This is a genomic window from Kouleothrix sp. (assembly GCF_046328425.1).
In the GTDB taxonomy this organism is placed as follows: Bacteria; Chloroflexota; Chloroflexia; order Chloroflexales; family Roseiflexaceae; genus Kouleothrix.
Genome location: NZ_JAXLWP010000008.1, coordinates 61,846 through 77,469, shown reverse-complemented (window position 1 = coordinate 77,469; position 15,624 = coordinate 61,846). Strand labels below are relative to the sequence as shown.

Sequence of the window (15,624 nt, the reverse complement as noted above, 5' to 3'; positions counted from 1 at the left end):
CTTGATCATGAACAAAGGAACGGCGTGATGACAACCACCAATGCGACAAGCGCACCGCCAGCCGCTCGGACGCCCGGCCTGAGCTACCTCGAGCACCTGCCCGACTGGCTTGTGGCCGCCACCGACCCCGGCCAGGTGATCGCCGCGCTCAAGCGGCACGTCGCCGAGTTTGCCAGCGGCGAGCTGGCGGTGCGCACGTGCGAGCTCGACCGGCTGCGCCTGAAAGGCGAGCGCTGGGAGGCGCTGTTCGAGCTGGCGATTAACGGCCAGGGCGGCAAGCGCGACGTAATGCTCACCGGCACGCTCACGCCGCCTGGCGCGCCCGCAGCCGAAGCGCGGCCGAGCGGCGGGGCATTTGGCACGCCCGAGTGGCGCTGCTCGATCCCCGAGCTGGGGCTTGACCTGTGGATGTACTTCGAGGACGCGGCGCTTGAGGCGCTGCCGCTGCTCACCGACGCCGCGCTGGCCCAGCCGTTCCTGCAGGAAAGCATCCGCGCCTGCTCGCCGCACTACGCCGGCCTGACGATCGCCAGCTGCAAGCCGAAGGTCAAGCGCTACAAGCCCGGCAGCCGCTGCACCGTGCTGTACTTCCTCGGCTACGGCGCCGCGCCGGGCTCCGAGCAATGGCCCGACCTAGTGGTGGCGAAAACCTACAGTCGCGACAAAGGCCAGAACGCCTACGAGGCTATGTCGAAGATGTGGGCCTCGCCGCTCTCAAAGGGCGATGTGGTGGCGATCGCCGAGCCGCTGGCCTACGTGCCCGAGCACAAGATCCTGGTGCAGGGCCCCGTGCGCGGCGACCGGTCGTACAAGGATCTGCTGCGCTCGGCGCTGCGCGATGGCTCGCCTGCAGCCCTCGACGAGCTGTACGCGATCACCCGCAAGATCGCCGCCGGGCTGGTGGCGCTGCACCACAGCGGCGCGCGCCACGGCGAAACCGTGACGTGGGACGACGAGCTGGCCGAGATCCGCGGCGAGGTCGACAAGCTCAGCGCCGCCGATCCGCACTTCCGCGCGGCGGCCGAGCCGCTGCTCGATCAGCTCGCGGCGATCTCGGCCGCGCACCCGGCCGAGGCGACGCTGCCCTCACACCGCAGCTTCCGCCCGCAGCAGGTGCAGATCGACGGCGACGCGATCGGCTTTATCGATTTCGACGGCTACTGCCTGGCCGAGCCGGCGCTCGACATCGCGCTGTTCCGCGCGACCGTCAAGGAAATGGGCATCAACACCTCTCCCTCCGAGAAGCAAAAAGAGTTCGAGTACGCCAGCGAGGCCGATCGCCGCGCGCGGCTGGCACAGCTCGACACGATCTGCGAGATCTTCCTGGCCGAGTACGAGCGGCTCGCGCCGATCTCGCGGCAGCGCGTGGCGCTGTGGGAGGCGCTCGACCTCCTGACGGTGGTGCTGCGCTGCTGGAGCAAAGTCAAACCACATCAGATCGGCAACGCAATGCTGATGTTGGAATCGCAGCTCAGCAGCAGCGGGCTGTTGCCCACATAGGCGCCAGCGCACAAAGGAGCGTACTTGTGGCAACCTCAACCGAACCTATCGCCAACCCTGCCGAGCAGGCCATTCGCCAGCTCGCCAGCATCCCGCCTTGGCTGGCGGTGGCGCTCGACGCCGACCAGGTGGTGCGGGCGCTCAACCGCCACGTCGCCGAGTTCGCCTCGGGCGCGCTGACGCTGCGCGGCTGCGCGATCGACATGCTGCACCTGAAAGGCGCCGACGGCGAGTGGGGCCGTAACTGGAAGCTCAGCGTAGCCGGCCCCGACGGCGAGCAGAGCATCCCGGTGCGCGTCACGCTGCTGCCGCCCGGCTCGGCTGCCGAAGAGCTGCCGGCCACCCCGCCACCGTTCGAGGCCGACGACTGGCAGTGCTGGCTGCCTGAGCTTGGGCTGGTGCTGAAGCGCGGGCGCGCCAAGAAGAGCAAGGACTTCGCCGCGCTCAAGCTGCTGATGGATCCCGAGCAGTCGCGCGAGCTGATCGAGCGAAGCCTGCGCGCGCAGGCCGCCGGCTATGCGCAGGTGGCAGTGCACAGCTGCACGCCGCAGATGGTGCACAACAAGCCAGGCAAGAGCACCGTCATCCGCTACCGCCTCGGCTATGGCCCCGAGGCCGCCGGCCAGGGCTGGCGCGACACGATCATCGTGAAAGTCTATGGCGACGACACCGGCCGCAACGCGTTTGCCGGCATGCACGCGGTGTGGGACGCCGGCCTGCGCGACAGCGCGGCGGTGCGCGTGCCAGAGCCGCTGGCTTACCTCGACGAGCAGCAGGCCACCGTGCAGGGGCCAGTGCCCGAAGAGCGCGACCTCGAGAAGATGCTGCTCGCGCTGCTGCTGAGCGACGACCCGGCCGAGCAGGGCGCGCTGCGCCAGGCGTTTTACGCCACTGGCGTGGCGCTGGCCGCGTTTCACCGCTCGGGCGGGACGGTGCAGGCGCGCACCACCTGGCAGGATGGCTTCGCCGAGGCGGCCGAGCAGCTGGAAAGCCTGCGCGTGCCATTCCCCGAGCCAATTGCCGCGATCGAGCAGGTGGTCGAGCGCCTGCGCACGCTCGAGGCCGCCACGCCCGCCGACGCGCCGGTGCCGACGCATGGCGCGTTCCGGCCCGAGCAGATCCTTGTCGCCGGCACGCAGATCGGCTTTATCGACTTCGACGCGTTCTGCATGGCCGAGCCGGCCTTCGACCTGGCGCTGTTCCGCGCTTCGGCCATGGACAACGGGCTGTACGACGAGCATATCAAGCTGCGCGACCAGGCCGAGGCCGATGCCCGGCGCGCGCGCATCGACGCGCTGAACGAAAGCTTTCTGGCCGGCTACGAGGCCAACGCCCCCGTATCGCGGCAGCGCGTGGCGCTGTGGGAGGCGATTTTCTACCTGAACGATAGCCTCCAATGCTGGACCAAGCCGCGCCCGAACGATCAGCGGCTGGTGGTACAGCTGCTGGAGCGGCACCTGCACAATCTCGGCGTTGTTTAGCAGCCGGCCCGGCATTGCTTTGCGCCCCTGGCCCGCGCGGCGCTTACTGAAGGAACGACACCATGACATCCTCCAGCCGTACACTCGACAGCCTGCCCGACTCGGAGATCAGCGTGGGGCTGCGCAAGCTCGACACGCTGCCCGAATGGCTGCTCGCGCCGCTCCAGGCTAAAACCGTGCGCGCCGCGCTGGCCGAGGCCGTGCCCGAGTTCGCCTCGGGCGCGCAGACGCTCAAAGCCTGCAAGATCAAGCGCATGCTGCTGAAAGATGCTGGGCGCTGGGCCGGCACCTATACCCTGACGATCGCCGGCTCTGGCGACGAAACCCGCACGCTGGCGCTGCGCGGCACGTTCACCCCGCCACACCTGCGCGGCGCCGCCACGCCCGCCGCGCCGGCGCGGCCGCTTGGCGCCGAGGGCTGGCGCCTGGCGCTGCCCGCGCTTGGCCTCGAGCTCGAGCCCGAGCCACCCGAGACCGACCTGATCGCCATGCCGCAGCTGACCGACGCCGACGCCGCGCGGGCCATGCTCGAGGCCGGCATCCGCGCCAGCACCCGCGCCTACGCCGAACTGCGCATCGCCAGCTGCCAGCCCGAGATCATCAGCTACAAGCCCGGCAGCCGCTGCACGCTGCGCTACCGCCTGGGCTACGCCGAGGCCGCTCCGCCGACATGGCCTACCGAGGTGATCGCCAAAACCTACCGCAAAGACAGCAAGGGCCGCAATGCCTACGAGGGCATGGCCGCGCTGTGGGCCACCCCGCTGGCGAGCGGCGCCACCGTGACACTGGCCGAGCCGCTGGCCTACATCCCCGAGCAGAAGGTGATGGTGCAGGGGCCGGTGGCCGCCGAGCAGTCGCTGGAAGATCTGCTGAAGGACGCACTGAAGGCCGATACGCCGGCCGCCTATGCCGAGCTGCACAGCTACATGATCCGCGCCGCCGCCGGCCTGGCGGCGCTGCACCAGTCGGGTGTGCAGTACGGCGCGACAATATCGCTCGGCGAGCGCTGGGCTGAGCTGCACGACCTGAGCGGCAAGCTGTACGCTGCGGCCCCCGAGCTGCGCGGCGCCATCGACGCGCTGCTGGCGCGGCTTGAGGCGCTGGCGGCAGCCAACCCGGCCGACGCGCCGGTGCCGACGCACGGCACCTTCAACCCCGAGCAGGTGCTGATCAACGGCCCGCACATCGGCTTTATCGACTTCGACGACTTCTGCATGGCCGAGCCGGCGCTCGACGTGGGCCTGTTTATCGCGGCGATCAAAGACATCGGCCTGAATGCGCTGAGCGACGAGCAGGCGAGCGACGCCGCTACGCGGCGCGCCCGGCTGGCCCGGCTCGACGCGATCGCCGAGATATTTCTGGCGTTCTACGAGAAGCTTGCGCCGATCTCGCGCGAGCGCGTGGCGCTGTGGCAGGCCTGGAGCTACCTGCGCGACGCGCTGCACTTCTGGATCAAGGTCAAGCCGGCCGAGCACGACAACGGTATGCTTATGCTCGTCGACCTGCTCCAGCAGATTGGCGTGTTCCCGCCGGCCGACCCAGCCGAGGCCGAGGCCGAGGCGCAGAAGGCCCGCCGCCGCCGCTCGATTCCGGGCACGCGCTACGCCGCGTATGTTGGCGCGCTGCTCGCCGGTATTGCCGTGAACGCCGGCGACCTAGCCGAGCTGCTCGGCGATGTGCTGCCGCTGATCAGCTAGCTATCGGCTGCCGGCCCGCGCCGTGCTCGCTCGAAATGATAAGCGAGGTTCTACGATGGAGATCGATTACGCCACCGCGCTTGCTGGCCAGGCTGGCCTTGAGGGCGTACAGTGGCTGCTCAACGCGCCGCCGCCGCGCGAGGCCCTGCGCGCCGCCCTCGATCGCCTGCTGGCGCCGGGCGTGTCGGTCGGCAACCTCGTGTTGCAGCGCGCCAAGTACAAGCCCGGCCGCTACATGCAGGCCTACTACGCCGCCGAGCTGCGCGGCGAGCACAGCGGCACGCGCCTGGTCGAGGTCAACTGGCTGCCGCTCGGCAAGCCCGACCCGCGCGGCGCCGCCGAGGGCATCCCGGCCATGCAGGCCGAGATCGCCGAGCGCGGCCTGGCGGCGCCGTTTCGCGCGCTCGCGGCCGACGACCCGGCCTGGGGCATGTGGGTGCAGATCGCCCCGCTCGACGCCGAGTACCCGCAGCTCGCGCGCCTCTCCGACCCGGCGTATGTGCGCGAGCTGCTCGCCGCCGACCCGGTGGTGCAGTCGCGCGCCGGCGCTTACCAGATCACGCCGATCCGCTACCGCCCCGGCCAGCGCCACGTGCTGCGCTACGACCCGGCCGATGCCGGCGGCCAGATCGACCACGCCCGCACGCTGTTCGCGAAAGTGTATAACAGCGACAAAGGCGCGCGCACGTTCAAAACCGCCACAACTGTGTCGGGGTGGCTGGCATCGCGCGATATTGGCATTGGCGCGGCGCGGCCGCTGGCGTACCTGCCGGACGAAAACCTGGTGCTCTACCCGCGCGTGGTCGGCACGCCGCTCTCCGATCTGCTGCGCGAGCCAGGCCCGGCCACCGATGCGCACCTGCGCGCGGCCGGCGCGGCCATCCGGGCGCTGCACGCCACGCCCGAGTCGCTGGTCGAGCTGCAGCCGCACCCGTTCGCCAAAGAGCTGAAGAGCATCGCCAGCGCCGCCGAGTACATTCACCCGCTGCTGCCCGCCGCCGGCGCCACCGTCAAGGCGCTGCTGGCGCGCGCCCAGGCGCTGCACGACGCGCTGCCGCCGGTCACGCCCTCGTTCGCCTACGGCGACTTCAAGGCCGACCATTTGTGGATCACCGATGCCGGCATGACGCTGATCGACTTCGATACTTGCTATCTCTCCGACCCGACGATCGACCTGGGCAAGTTTCTCGCCGATATCCAGTTCTGGTACGACGGCTACGGCCAGCCGGGCGCCGCCGCCGCGCAAGAGCAGTTTCTAGCCGGCTATGGCGAGCTGAACGCCGAGCAGATGGCACGCGCGCGGCTGTACGAAGCGCTTGTGCTCACCAAGTCGACGGTGCGGCGCGTGAAGCTGTTCGACGCCGATTGGGCCACGCGCGTCGGCCGCCTGGTCGATCGCGCCGCGGCGGCGCTTGAGCAGGCTGCCTGAGCTACAGCCCCTGATGCCAACTGCGTTTGGTATGCCCCGCCCGGCAAAACAGGGCAGGGCATACCAAAAAAGTCAGGGGCGGCATTGCCGCCCCCGAACCCCCGCCAGAAAGCACGTAGCCGAATCTGGTATGCGTCGCTCCGTGGGATTCCTGCGCCTATTCGAGCATGCCGATCACCTGCGGCTCGTGCTCGCCCTCGGGCGCGGCAGGTGCCGGCCGCGCGGCGAGCTGGCCGATCTGGCCGGCAGGCGCCAGCGCCGTGGCCAGCAGCCCCAGCGCCGCCGCGCCGCAGGCCAGCCAGAAGACACCCTGCATCGCGCCAGCCAGCACTGTGCGCAGCGCGCCGTCGAGCGCGGCTGAGCCGGAAGCCTGCGCCAGCGGGTCGAGCAGCGTGTTCAGCGACACGGCGGCGGGGTCGAGCCCAGCGGCCAGCAGCCCGCTCGCGAGCCGCGCGCTCAGCAGCGCACCCATCACGCTCACGCCCAGCGTGCCGCCGATGCTGCGGCTGAACTGCAGCGTCGAGGTGGCAGTGCCGAGCACCTGCTTCGGCACGCTGCTCTGCACCGCAATCAGAAACGCTGGGATCGAGAGGCCCATGCCTACGCCCATCAGCGCGAGGCTAGCGATCAGCAGGGCCGAGCCGCCCACGCCCACCTGCGTCAGCGCCAGCGCGCCGATCACCAGCAGCACCATGCCGGCCAGCGACAGGGTGCGGTAGCCGATCTTCAGCAGCAGCCGGCTGCCAATAATGCTGGCAGTGACCCACGCCAGCAGCATTGGCGTCAGCGTTGCGCCGGCGGCGGTGGCGCTGGTGCCTAGCACCGCCTGCACATACAGTGGCACATACGCGGTGCTGCCGAACATCGCCCAGCCGGCCAGCACGCCGTGCGCGCACGCCACGGCGAACATCCGGTCGCGGAACAGGCCCAGCGGCAGCACCGGGTCGGCGGCGCGGCGCTCGGCCAGCGCCAGCCCACCAAACAGCAGCGCCGCCAGGCCCAGCCCGGCCCAACCCAATGGCGTGCCGAGCTCGGCCAGCCCCAGCAGCAGCGCAACCACGCCGAACGTCAGCATCCCCGCGCCGGCGTAGTCGATCGCCGGCCGCGCCGCGCCAACCGCGCGCGGCCGATCCTGCCAGGCGCGCCACACCAGCGCAAACGCCAGCATGCCGGGGATTACATTGACATAAAACACCCAATGCCATGAAATCTGGTCGACCAGAAAGCCGCCCAGCAGCGGCCCAACGATCGACGAAACGCCCCACACGCCCGAAAACACGCCCTGCAGCCGCGCGCGCTGCTCGAAGGTGAACAGGTCGCCGATGATGATGAACGCCAGCGGCAGCAGCCCGCCCGCGCCCAAACCCTGCACCGCGCGGGCCGCAATCAGCTGGCTCATGCTCTGCGAGAGGCCGCACAGCAGCGAGCCAAGCAGGAACAGGCCCATCGCCACGGCGTAGATCGGCCGGCGCCCGTAGATATCCGAAAGCTTGCCATACAGCGGCACAGTGGTAGTTGACGTAAGCATGTATACCGAGAAAACCCAGCTGTAGCTGCTAAGGCCGCCGAGCTGGCTGACGATCGTGGGCATTGCCGTGGCCACGACGGTTGATTCCATCGAGGCCATAAATAGACTTAACATAATACCAATTGTGATCAGAATCACGCGCTGGCGAGGCATACAGGCTCCTGGTTCATTTGCAAATCCGCGGAATATCAGCCGCGCGGTGGCATAACCGCCAGCACCACGCCATTCCCCGAAGGGTCGCGCAGGATCGTGCCCGCGTCGGTGGTTTCGGCCGGCAGCGCGGCCATGCGCACGCGCGCCAGCACCTGCTCGAGCGCGGCGGCGTTGGGCAGCCGCACCACAAAATAGCGCAGCCCGGCCGAGCCTGGCGGCGGCGGCGGCGCGCCCACGCCGGCCCAGGTGTTCAGGCCGAGGTGATGGTGGTAGCCGCCGGCAGAAACAAAAAGCGCGCCTGGGCCGTAGCGCACCATCACCTCGAAGCCCAGCACACCGCAGTAGAACTCTTCGGCGGAGGCTAGATCGGCGACGTGCAGGTGCATATGCCCGAGTGTGGTCTCGGCCGCGATGCCTTGCCAGTCGCTGCTATCGCGCTCCAGCTCGCCCAGCACCCCGTCGATGTCCAGCGGGTCGACCGCCATCTGAATATGGCCGTTGCGCCACGGCCATTCGGCGCGCGGCCGGTCGCGATAGATCTCGATCCCATTGCCGTCGGGGTCGTTGAGATATAGGGCCTCGCTCACCAGGTGGTCCGAGGCGCCGGTGAGCGGGTAGCGCACGGCCGCCAGCTGGCGCAGCGACCGCGCCAGCTCCAGCCGGCTCGGCACCAGCAGCGCGAAGTGGTAGAGGCCGGTCGTGCGCGGCGGGCGTGGCGTCGCGCCGGCCTGCTCCATCAGCAGCACCAGCGGCGTGGCGCCATCGGCGGTGAGCGTGAGCGTTGGCCCGCTGCGGTGCAGGGCGCGCAGCCCCAGCACGTGGCCATAAAACTGCTCGGCGCGCTGCAAGTTCGCGACAAGTAGTGCTACCGGGCCAACCACAGTGGCCGGGTCGATTGAAAAGGGGGGCATGGCTGCCTCGCTTGCTGTGGGGAATAATGCGAGGCATGCTACCACAGAACCGGGGAGTTCGGCAATTCGCGCGGCGGCCCAACCGCGCTCGCCTGCCGCGCCGGGTGGCAGGATCACCCGGCGCGGCAGGCGAGAAAAGCGATCGTCGTGAAGCGGCGGCCGGCGCGCTAGACTCGCTGCAGGCGCAGCGACGGCGGCGCGCTGGTTTCTTTGATCGCGTGCCGGATCAGGTCGGTCATGGAAACCAGGCCCAGTGGGTAGATCCGTTCGCAGTTCGGCTTCGCCACGATCAGCCGGCTGATATGATTCCGCGTCATCAGCGTCGCGGCCTCGAGTAGCGTCATGTCGGGGTTGCAGACAAGTACAATCGGCGACATTATCTCGCCGGCAGTTATCGGCCCCATGCCTGGCAGCACCGTGCGGCGCTGCGCTACAAGCACGTCGAGCTGTGTCACGATACCAACCGCGTAGCCATCCTCGTCCAGCACCACCAGAGCATGAATCGCGTACTCAGTCATCCGCTGCATCACCTGGATCAGCGATGTTTCGACTGCGCAGCTGATCAGGTCGCGACTCATTATCTCCTTCACGAAACGCTCGTACACACAGACCTCCTGCCTCTAGCAAGCCGGTAGCATCGCTGCTACTGGGAACAATGCGGCAAATCAAGTGTAGGGTAACTGGGTTACAAGCCAGTTTCATCCATCGTGATAAAAAGCACAATCACGAAATCGGTTTCAGCCTGTCCTTCAGTACAGGCCACAACTGGCCGCCAGGGCTATGCGCCGCCGCCTACGCGCTGGTATAGTGAGCCTGCAAGGTGAAACTCCCTGAGTTTCGGCTTGACACTGTACCGGCGCCATATACGGCGCCGTTTTGCCCTCAGGGCAATCGGAGGAATCGCATATGCCAACCGCACTTATTACTGGCGCGTCGCGCGGGCTTGGCCTGGCGCTGGCGCGCGAGCTAGCCGCGCGCGGCTGGGCGCTGATCGTCAGCGCGCGTGGCGCCGCCGCCCTTGAAGCCGCGCGCGCCGATCTGGCCGCTCGCACCAGCGTGCTCGCCGTTCCTGGCGATGTCGCCGACCCTGCGCACCGCCAGGCGCTAGCCGCCGCCGCCGCGCGCCTGGGCGGCCTCGACCTGCTGGTGAATAACGCGAGCATGCTCGGCCCGAGCCCGCAGCCCGCGTTGCTCGATTACCCGCTCGGCGTGCTCGAGCAGGTGTTCCGTGTCAATCTCGTCGCGCCCCTGGGTGTTCTGCAGAGTCTACGCGCGGCGCTCCGATTGGATGCACGAATCATCAATATTTCCAGCGATGCCGCCGCCGAGGCCTACCCTGGCTGGGGTGGCTATGGCGCAAGCAAAGCCGCGCTCGAGCAGCTCTCGGCGGTGCTGGCCGCCGAGCAGCCAGCCTGGCGGGTCTACTGGGTCGACCCTGGCGATATGCGCACGCAGATGCACCAGGAAGCCTTCCCCGGCGAGGATATCAGCGACCGGCCGCCGCCCGAGGCCAGCGTTCCCGGCCTGCTTGCGCTGATCGCCGGCGATCTGCCGAGCGGCCGCTACCAGGCGCGCGCGCTGCCGGCCGGCATCGATACAGTGGTGGGCCATGCATAACGTTTCGCCCGCCGCCATGTCGCTTGAGCCGCCGGCCCTACGAGCGCCCGCGCCGCAGCCGCCTGCCGCCCTGGATTTCGAGCTGCCGCCCGAGCTCCAAGCCGCCGAGCCGCCCGAGGCGCGCGGCCTCGCCCGCGACGAAGTGCGCCTGATGGTGTCGTACCGCGCCAACGACCAGGTGTCGCACGCGCGCTTCCGCGATCTGCCGTGCTTTCTCCAGCCCGGCGACGTGCTGCTGATCAATACCAGCGGCACGCTCAACGCGGCGCTGGCGGCCAGCCGCGCCGATGGTACGCCGCTTGAGCTGCACCTCTCGACGCACCTGCCCGCCGATCTGTGGATCGTCGAGCTGCGCCGGCCGACCGCCGCCGCCAGCGCGCCATTTCGCGAGGCGCGCGCCGGCGAGGTGCTGCGGCTGCCGGCCGGAGGCAGTGCCACGCTGCACGCGCCCTACAGCGCCGACCGTAGCCAGCCGGCCACGCCGGCGCCGCGCCTGTGGGTCGCTTCGCTCCAGCTGCCCGAGCCGCTGCACGGCTACCTCGAGCGCTACGGCTTTCCGATCCGCTATGGCTACGTGCGCGAGCAGTGGCCAGGTAGCTACTACCAGACGGTGTACGCCACCGAGGCGGGCAGCGCCGAGATGCCCTCGGCCGGCCGCGCGTTTACGCCCGAGCTGCTGGCACGCCTGGTGGCGCGTGGCGTGCAGATCGCGCCGCTGCTGCTGCACACCGGCGTGGCCAGCCTCGAGGATCACGAGCCGCCCTACGAAGAATTCTTCCGCGTGCCGCTCGAAACTGCCCAGCTGGTGAACGCCGCGCGTGCTTCGGGCCGCCGGGTGATCGCCGTGGGGACAACTGCGGTGCGCGCGATCGAGAGCGTGTGCGACGCGCACGGCGCGGCTCACCCCGGCGAGGGCTGGACGCGCCTGGTGATCGCGCCGCCGCGCCGGCTGCGCGCCGTCGACGCGCTGCTGACCGGTCTGCACGAGCCGCGCGCCAGCCACCTGGCGATGCTCGAGGCGCTGGCCGGGCGGCGGCACCTGCGCGTCACCTACCGGGCCGCGCTGCGCGAGCGCTACCTGTGGCACGAGTTCGGCGATCTGCACCTGATCTTGCCTTAGCTGATCACGCGCTCTGTGGGGGCTCGGGGGCGGCATTGCCGCCCCCGAAATTTCGTTTGCGATGCCCAGACAGAGCATCGCAAAAGCGATCAAACGGGGCTGGTATTACCCGAGCGGCCGGCGCTCGCCGGCGAGGCGTTCGAGCAGCTGAACAGCATATTCCGGCCCTGGCAGCCCGGCGATCTCGTCGCGCAGGCGCTCGGCGGCACGCCGGTAGCCCGGCTCGGCCAGCACCGCCGCCATAGCCAGGCGCACCTGCTCGGGCGTAGCCGTGAGCGCGTCGAGCACGCGCGCCACCCCGAGTTCGGCGCAGCGCGCCGCGTTGAGCGGCTGGTCGGCGCCGAGCGGCAGCACCACCATAGGCAGGCCATGCGCGAGCGCTCCGGCGACGCTGCCCGAGCCGCCGTGTACCAGCACCGCGTCGCAGAAGGGCAGCAGGGTATCCTGGGGAATGTAGCGCTCAATCTGAACATGTGCCGGCTGCGGCCCAAACTCGGCCGGGTCGATATCGCGCCCCACCGTCATGACCAGGTTGATCGGCAGATCGCGCAGTCCGGCCAGCACGCGCTGAAACAGGTCGCCCGACTCCATGTTGTAGATCGTGCCGAGCGTCGCGTATACGGTCGGGGCTGTGCTGCGCCGCGCAATGGCGGGCGGGGCGGCGTGCCCGGCGCCAGGCGAGTGTAGCCGAAACGAGCGCGCGGTGGCTGGCAGCGGGAAGGCCGGGTCGCGGTAGCTGGGCGGGAACGGCGCAAGCACCAGGTAGCGCGCAAGCATGGCCAGGCCGGGGTCGGGCGGCAGGCCGTGCTCGGCGCGTACTTCGTCGAGCGGCACGGCAACATACTCGGGCCGAACAAACGAGCCGGCGGCGATCACCAGCACGGTGGCATACGGCAGGCCCAGGCGCTCGGCCACCACCATCGCGCCGAAGTCGATCTCCTCGCACACCAGCAGGTCGGGCCGCCACTCCGCGCAGAGCGGCAGCAGGTCTGCGGCGCGCTCGCGCGCCAGGCGGCGGCCAAAGCCCCGGCCGACATCGCGCATGTCCTGAGCGGTATTCACCGGTGCCAGCGGCAGGCGTTTCGGCGTCAGGCCCACATCCGAGCCGGCATCAAAACCCACAAAGCCCAGCGCTTCGACCTTTGGGCGCATCCACGGCCGCCCGGCAAACGCGACGGTATGGCCGGCAGCCTGGGCTGCGCGCGCGATCGGCACCAGCGGCTCGAGGTGCCCGCTGCCGCCCGCGAATGTGAAGAGAATGCGCACGTTACCGCTCACAGCGCCTTGGCGCGCTCGTCGTGCTTGAGCCAGTGGCGCGCCGCCGCCACATCGGCATTGATCTGCGCAACCAGGGCAGCGATACCGGCAAACTTCTGCTCGCCGCGCAGCCGGTGGAGCAGGTCGATCCGCACGACCTCGTCGTAGATATCGTCGACGAAATCGAGGATATACGCCTCGACGGTGCGGCGCGTGCCGTCGAAGGTCGGGCGCAGGCCCACATTCGTCACCGCGCCGTAGCGCTGCCCATCGATCAGCGCCTGGCACACATACACGCCGTCGGCCGGCAGCATGTGCAGCTCGCCCACCTGAATATTGGCGGTGGGGAAGCCGATCGTGCGCCCGCGCTGATCGCCGCGCGCCACCGGCCCGCGCACGCCGAACGGCCGCCCCAGCAGCCGCGCGGCAGTGGCCACGTCGCCGCTGCGCAGCGCATCGCGGATGCGCGTCGAGCTGATCGGCGAGCCATCGGCGCGGGCCAGCGCGTCGACCGGGTGCACGCTGTAGCCAAGCTCGTGGCCGATCTCGCGCAGCCGCGGCAGCGTGCCCTCGCGCTTGCGGCCGAGCGCGAAATCCCAGCCGACCCACAGCTCGCGCAGCGCTACTGCGTCACAGATCTGCTGCATGAACTCGTGCGCCGGCAGGCCCATGAGCTCGCGGGTAAATGGCAGCACGATCAGCAGATCGGCGCCCAGCGCCTCGATCAGCTCCATGCGCTCGTCGAGACTCGTGAGGTATAGCCGGTCGCGCTCAGGGTGGATCACGGTGTCGGGATGCGGGTCGAACGTAATCACGGCGCTCTGGCAGCCGAGCTCGCGGGCGCGGCGCACTGTCGTGCCGATCAGGTGCTGATGGCCGACATGCACGCCGTCAAACGCGCCGATCGTCAAGATCGTCGGGCGGCTGTTGATCGATCTGAGCAGGCCCTGAACAATATCCATGGTGCATATGAAGCTTCGCGTGCGCTGCGCGGGCCTGCGCCCACGCCCACAGGCAAAGCTGGCTAATCAGCTCCAGTCGAAGACCTTCTCGGGCTGCCAGCGCTCGCCCGCCCGGCGCGCCAGCGCCAGCAATACGCCGTCGGGTGTGTGCAGCCGGGCGCGGTCGCCAGCGATGCCTACCAGCTCGATCGGCATGCCGTTGCGCACACGCCGTGCTGCCTCGCCCTCCACCGTCGCCGCCGGCCAGTCGCTCACCGCGTCTTCGGGCGGCCGCAGCGCCTGCGTAAGCGCATCCGGATGCGCTTCCAGGTCGGCGAGCTGCGCCGCGCTCGCGATGCCAAACTGGCCCACGGCGGTGCGCCGCAGGGCCGCCAGGTGTGCCCCGCAGCCGAGCGCCGCGCCAATGTCGCGCGCCAGCGAGCGGATGTAGGTGCCTTTGCCACACAGCACGTCGAGCGTCAGCGTGTCGGGCGTATGATCGAGCAGTGACAGCCGCTGGATCGAGACCGGGCGCGCCTCCCGGTCGACGACGATCCCGGCGCGTGCCAGCTCGTGTAGGCGCCGGCCCTGGTGGTGCAGCGCCGCGTACATCGGCGGCACCTGCAAGATCTCGCCACGGAAGCGCTCAAGCAGCGCCTCGATCGCCTGGCCGTCGAGCGCTGGGACGGGAGCGCGCGCGACAACCTCGCCTTCGGCGTCGTCGGTGGTGGTTGCCGCGCCGAGCTGCACCGTAGCCAGGTAGCGCTTGCTGGTGGCGTCCTGCACATACTCGATCAGCCGCGTGGCATTTCCCAGCGCCAGCACTAGCACCCCGGTGGCGGCCGGGTCGAGCGTGCCGGCGTGGCCCACACGCTTCTGCCGCGCCAGGCGCCGTACTCGCGCCACCACGTCGTGCGATGTTATGCCGGCTGGCTTGTCGATGTTCAAAAACCCATGCATTAGCGTTGAGGTGCCGAGCAAGGCGGCGCTAATCGCGCGCCTCGACGAGCGCGAGCAGGTGCGGCAGTACTTCGCGCTCGGCCTGCTCGGGCGGCATCGCCAGCGTCGCTCCGGCGGCCTGGGCGTGCCCACCGCCGCCCCAGCGTGTCGCCAGCTGCGCCACGTTGATGCTCGGGATCGAGCGCAGGCTGATCTTGGTGGTGCCGTCCTGCCGCTCTTTGAACACCACCAGCGCATGCACCGCAACCACGCGCTGCATCATGCGCACCACCTCGTCCACCGCCTCGTCTTCGGCGCCAGTCTCGCGCATCATCGCCAGCGTCACGCGCGTCCAGGCGATCGGGCCTTCGTTGTGCATATCGGCCAGCGCCAGCCCGATCAGCTCGGCGCTGCTGGCCGGCAGCGCGTAGTACACTTCGCGCACAATCCGGCGCTGCTCCGCACCAAGGTCGAGCAGGTCGGCGGCTACGCGCAGCGAGCTTGCGGTCGTCGCGCTGGTCTGGAAGCTTTGCGTGTCGGTGGTGATGCCCATCAGCAGGCACGTCGCCATGTCGGCGTCGACGCGGATGCCCATGGCCTGGAACAGCCGGTACAGCAGCTCGCAGGTCGAGGCGGCGTGCGGGTCGATCAGGTTCACCAGCCCCGCGCCATCATTCGTGACGTGGTGGTCGACAATCGCGATCGGCAGGTTCGCCAGCGCCTGGGTGTGCTCGTCGTAGATCCGCCCGATCCGGCTCAGCGCGGCGGTGTCGACCATGATGATCAGGTCGGCTTCCGGCAGCGCCATGCCCTGGCGGTACACCTGGATGTGCCCGGCGCCGGGCAGCCACGTGGCGTAGCCCGGCAGCGGCGACGAGGCCAGCGGCAACGAGGTTCTGCCGAGCTGGTTGAGCATATGCCATACGCCCAGCAACGAGCCGATTGCGTCGCCGTCGGGGTTGATATGCGTCAGAATGAGGATGCGTGAGGCTTGCTCGATCTGGGCCAGCAGCGCGGGGGCGGCCTGGGTTGGGTCAGTATAGATTGTCAT

13 protein-coding genes are annotated in these 15,624 nt (G+C 69.4%); 6 read left to right on the top strand and 7 right to left on the bottom strand.

What is annotated here, in order from left to right; all coding sequences use genetic code 11:
* Positions 1 to 27: 27 nt before the first annotated feature.
* The 4 genes from U0177_RS08910 (at position 28) to U0177_RS08895 (ending at position 6,107) form a co-directional block, all read left to right on the top strand.
* On the top strand, positions 28 to 1,500 hold the full coding sequence (locus tag U0177_RS08910) for a phosphotransferase (protein WP_409570261.1): 1,473 nt from the start codon (positions 28 to 30) through the stop codon (positions 1,498 to 1,500).
* A gap of 26 nt (positions 1,501 to 1,526) precedes the next feature.
* On the top strand, positions 1,527 to 2,981 hold the full coding sequence (locus tag U0177_RS08905) for a phosphotransferase (RefSeq protein ID WP_409570260.1): 1,455 nt from the start codon (positions 1,527 to 1,529) through the stop codon (positions 2,979 to 2,981).
* A gap of 62 nt (positions 2,982 to 3,043) precedes the next feature.
* Entirely contained in the window at positions 3,044 to 4,678 is a 1,635-nt protein-coding gene (locus U0177_RS08900) for a phosphotransferase (RefSeq protein ID WP_409570259.1), read from the top strand.
* A gap of 55 nt (positions 4,679 to 4,733) precedes the next feature.
* Entirely contained in the window at positions 4,734 to 6,107 is a 1,374-nt protein-coding gene (locus tag U0177_RS08895) for a phosphotransferase family protein (RefSeq protein ID WP_409570258.1), read from the top strand.
* A gap of 157 nt (positions 6,108 to 6,264) precedes the next feature.
* On the opposite strand, the gene U0177_RS08890 is transcribed toward U0177_RS08895, so the two are convergent.
* The 3 genes from U0177_RS08890 to U0177_RS08880 form a co-directional block, all read right to left on the bottom strand.
* Positions 6,265 to 7,788 (bottom strand): MDR family MFS transporter, encoded by a 1,524-nt coding sequence (locus tag U0177_RS08890; RefSeq protein WP_409570257.1) that lies wholly within the window; start codon positions 7,786 to 7,788, stop codon positions 6,265 to 6,267.
* 35 nt (positions 7,789 to 7,823) lie between these two features.
* Positions 7,824 to 8,699: a VOC family protein gene (locus U0177_RS08885; protein ID WP_409570256.1), complete on the bottom strand. Its 876-nt coding sequence runs from the start codon at positions 8,697 to 8,699 to the stop codon at positions 7,824 to 7,826.
* A 167-nt stretch (positions 8,700 to 8,866) separates the two neighbouring features.
* Positions 8,867 to 9,277, bottom strand: coding sequence for a cyclic nucleotide-binding/CBS domain-containing protein (locus U0177_RS08880; RefSeq protein ID WP_409570255.1), 411 nt, complete (start codon positions 9,275 to 9,277; stop codon positions 8,867 to 8,869).
* A 328-nt stretch (positions 9,278 to 9,605) separates the two neighbouring features.
* On the opposite strand from U0177_RS08880, the gene U0177_RS08875 reads away from it, so the two are divergent.
* Together U0177_RS08875 and U0177_RS08870 are read left to right on the top strand one after the other, a co-directional pair.
* Entirely contained in the window at positions 9,606 to 10,316 is a 711-nt protein-coding gene (locus tag U0177_RS08875) for an SDR family oxidoreductase (protein WP_409570254.1), read from the top strand.
* A gap of 16 nt (positions 10,317 to 10,332) precedes the next feature.
* Complete coding sequence (locus U0177_RS08870) at positions 10,333 to 11,436, top strand: S-adenosylmethionine:tRNA ribosyltransferase-isomerase (RefSeq protein WP_409570407.1); 1,104 nt, start codon at positions 10,333 to 10,335, stop codon at positions 11,434 to 11,436.
* A gap of 105 nt (positions 11,437 to 11,541) precedes the next feature.
* Here the strand turns inward: U0177_RS08870 and U0177_RS08865 are convergent, their stop codons facing one another.
* The 4 genes from U0177_RS08865 to U0177_RS08850 form a co-directional block, all read right to left on the bottom strand.
* Positions 11,542 to 12,714, bottom strand: a complete 1,173-nt coding sequence (locus U0177_RS08865; RefSeq protein WP_409570253.1) for a glycosyltransferase — start codon at positions 12,712 to 12,714, stop codon at positions 11,542 to 11,544.
* Entirely contained in the window at positions 12,711 to 13,655 is a 945-nt protein-coding gene (locus U0177_RS08860) for a bifunctional riboflavin kinase/FAD synthetase (RefSeq protein WP_409570252.1), read from the bottom strand. The genes U0177_RS08865 and U0177_RS08860 overlap by 4 nt, the downstream gene beginning before the upstream one ends.
* Before the next feature lie 66 nt (positions 13,656 to 13,721).
* A complete protein-coding gene (gene truB / locus U0177_RS08855) occupies positions 13,722 to 14,594 on the bottom strand; it encodes a tRNA pseudouridine(55) synthase TruB (protein ID WP_409570251.1) in 873 nt (290 codons plus the stop codon).
* A gap of 28 nt (positions 14,595 to 14,622) precedes the next feature.
* Entirely contained in the window at positions 14,623 to 15,624 is a 1,002-nt protein-coding gene (locus U0177_RS08850) for a DHH family phosphoesterase (RefSeq protein ID WP_409570250.1), read from the bottom strand.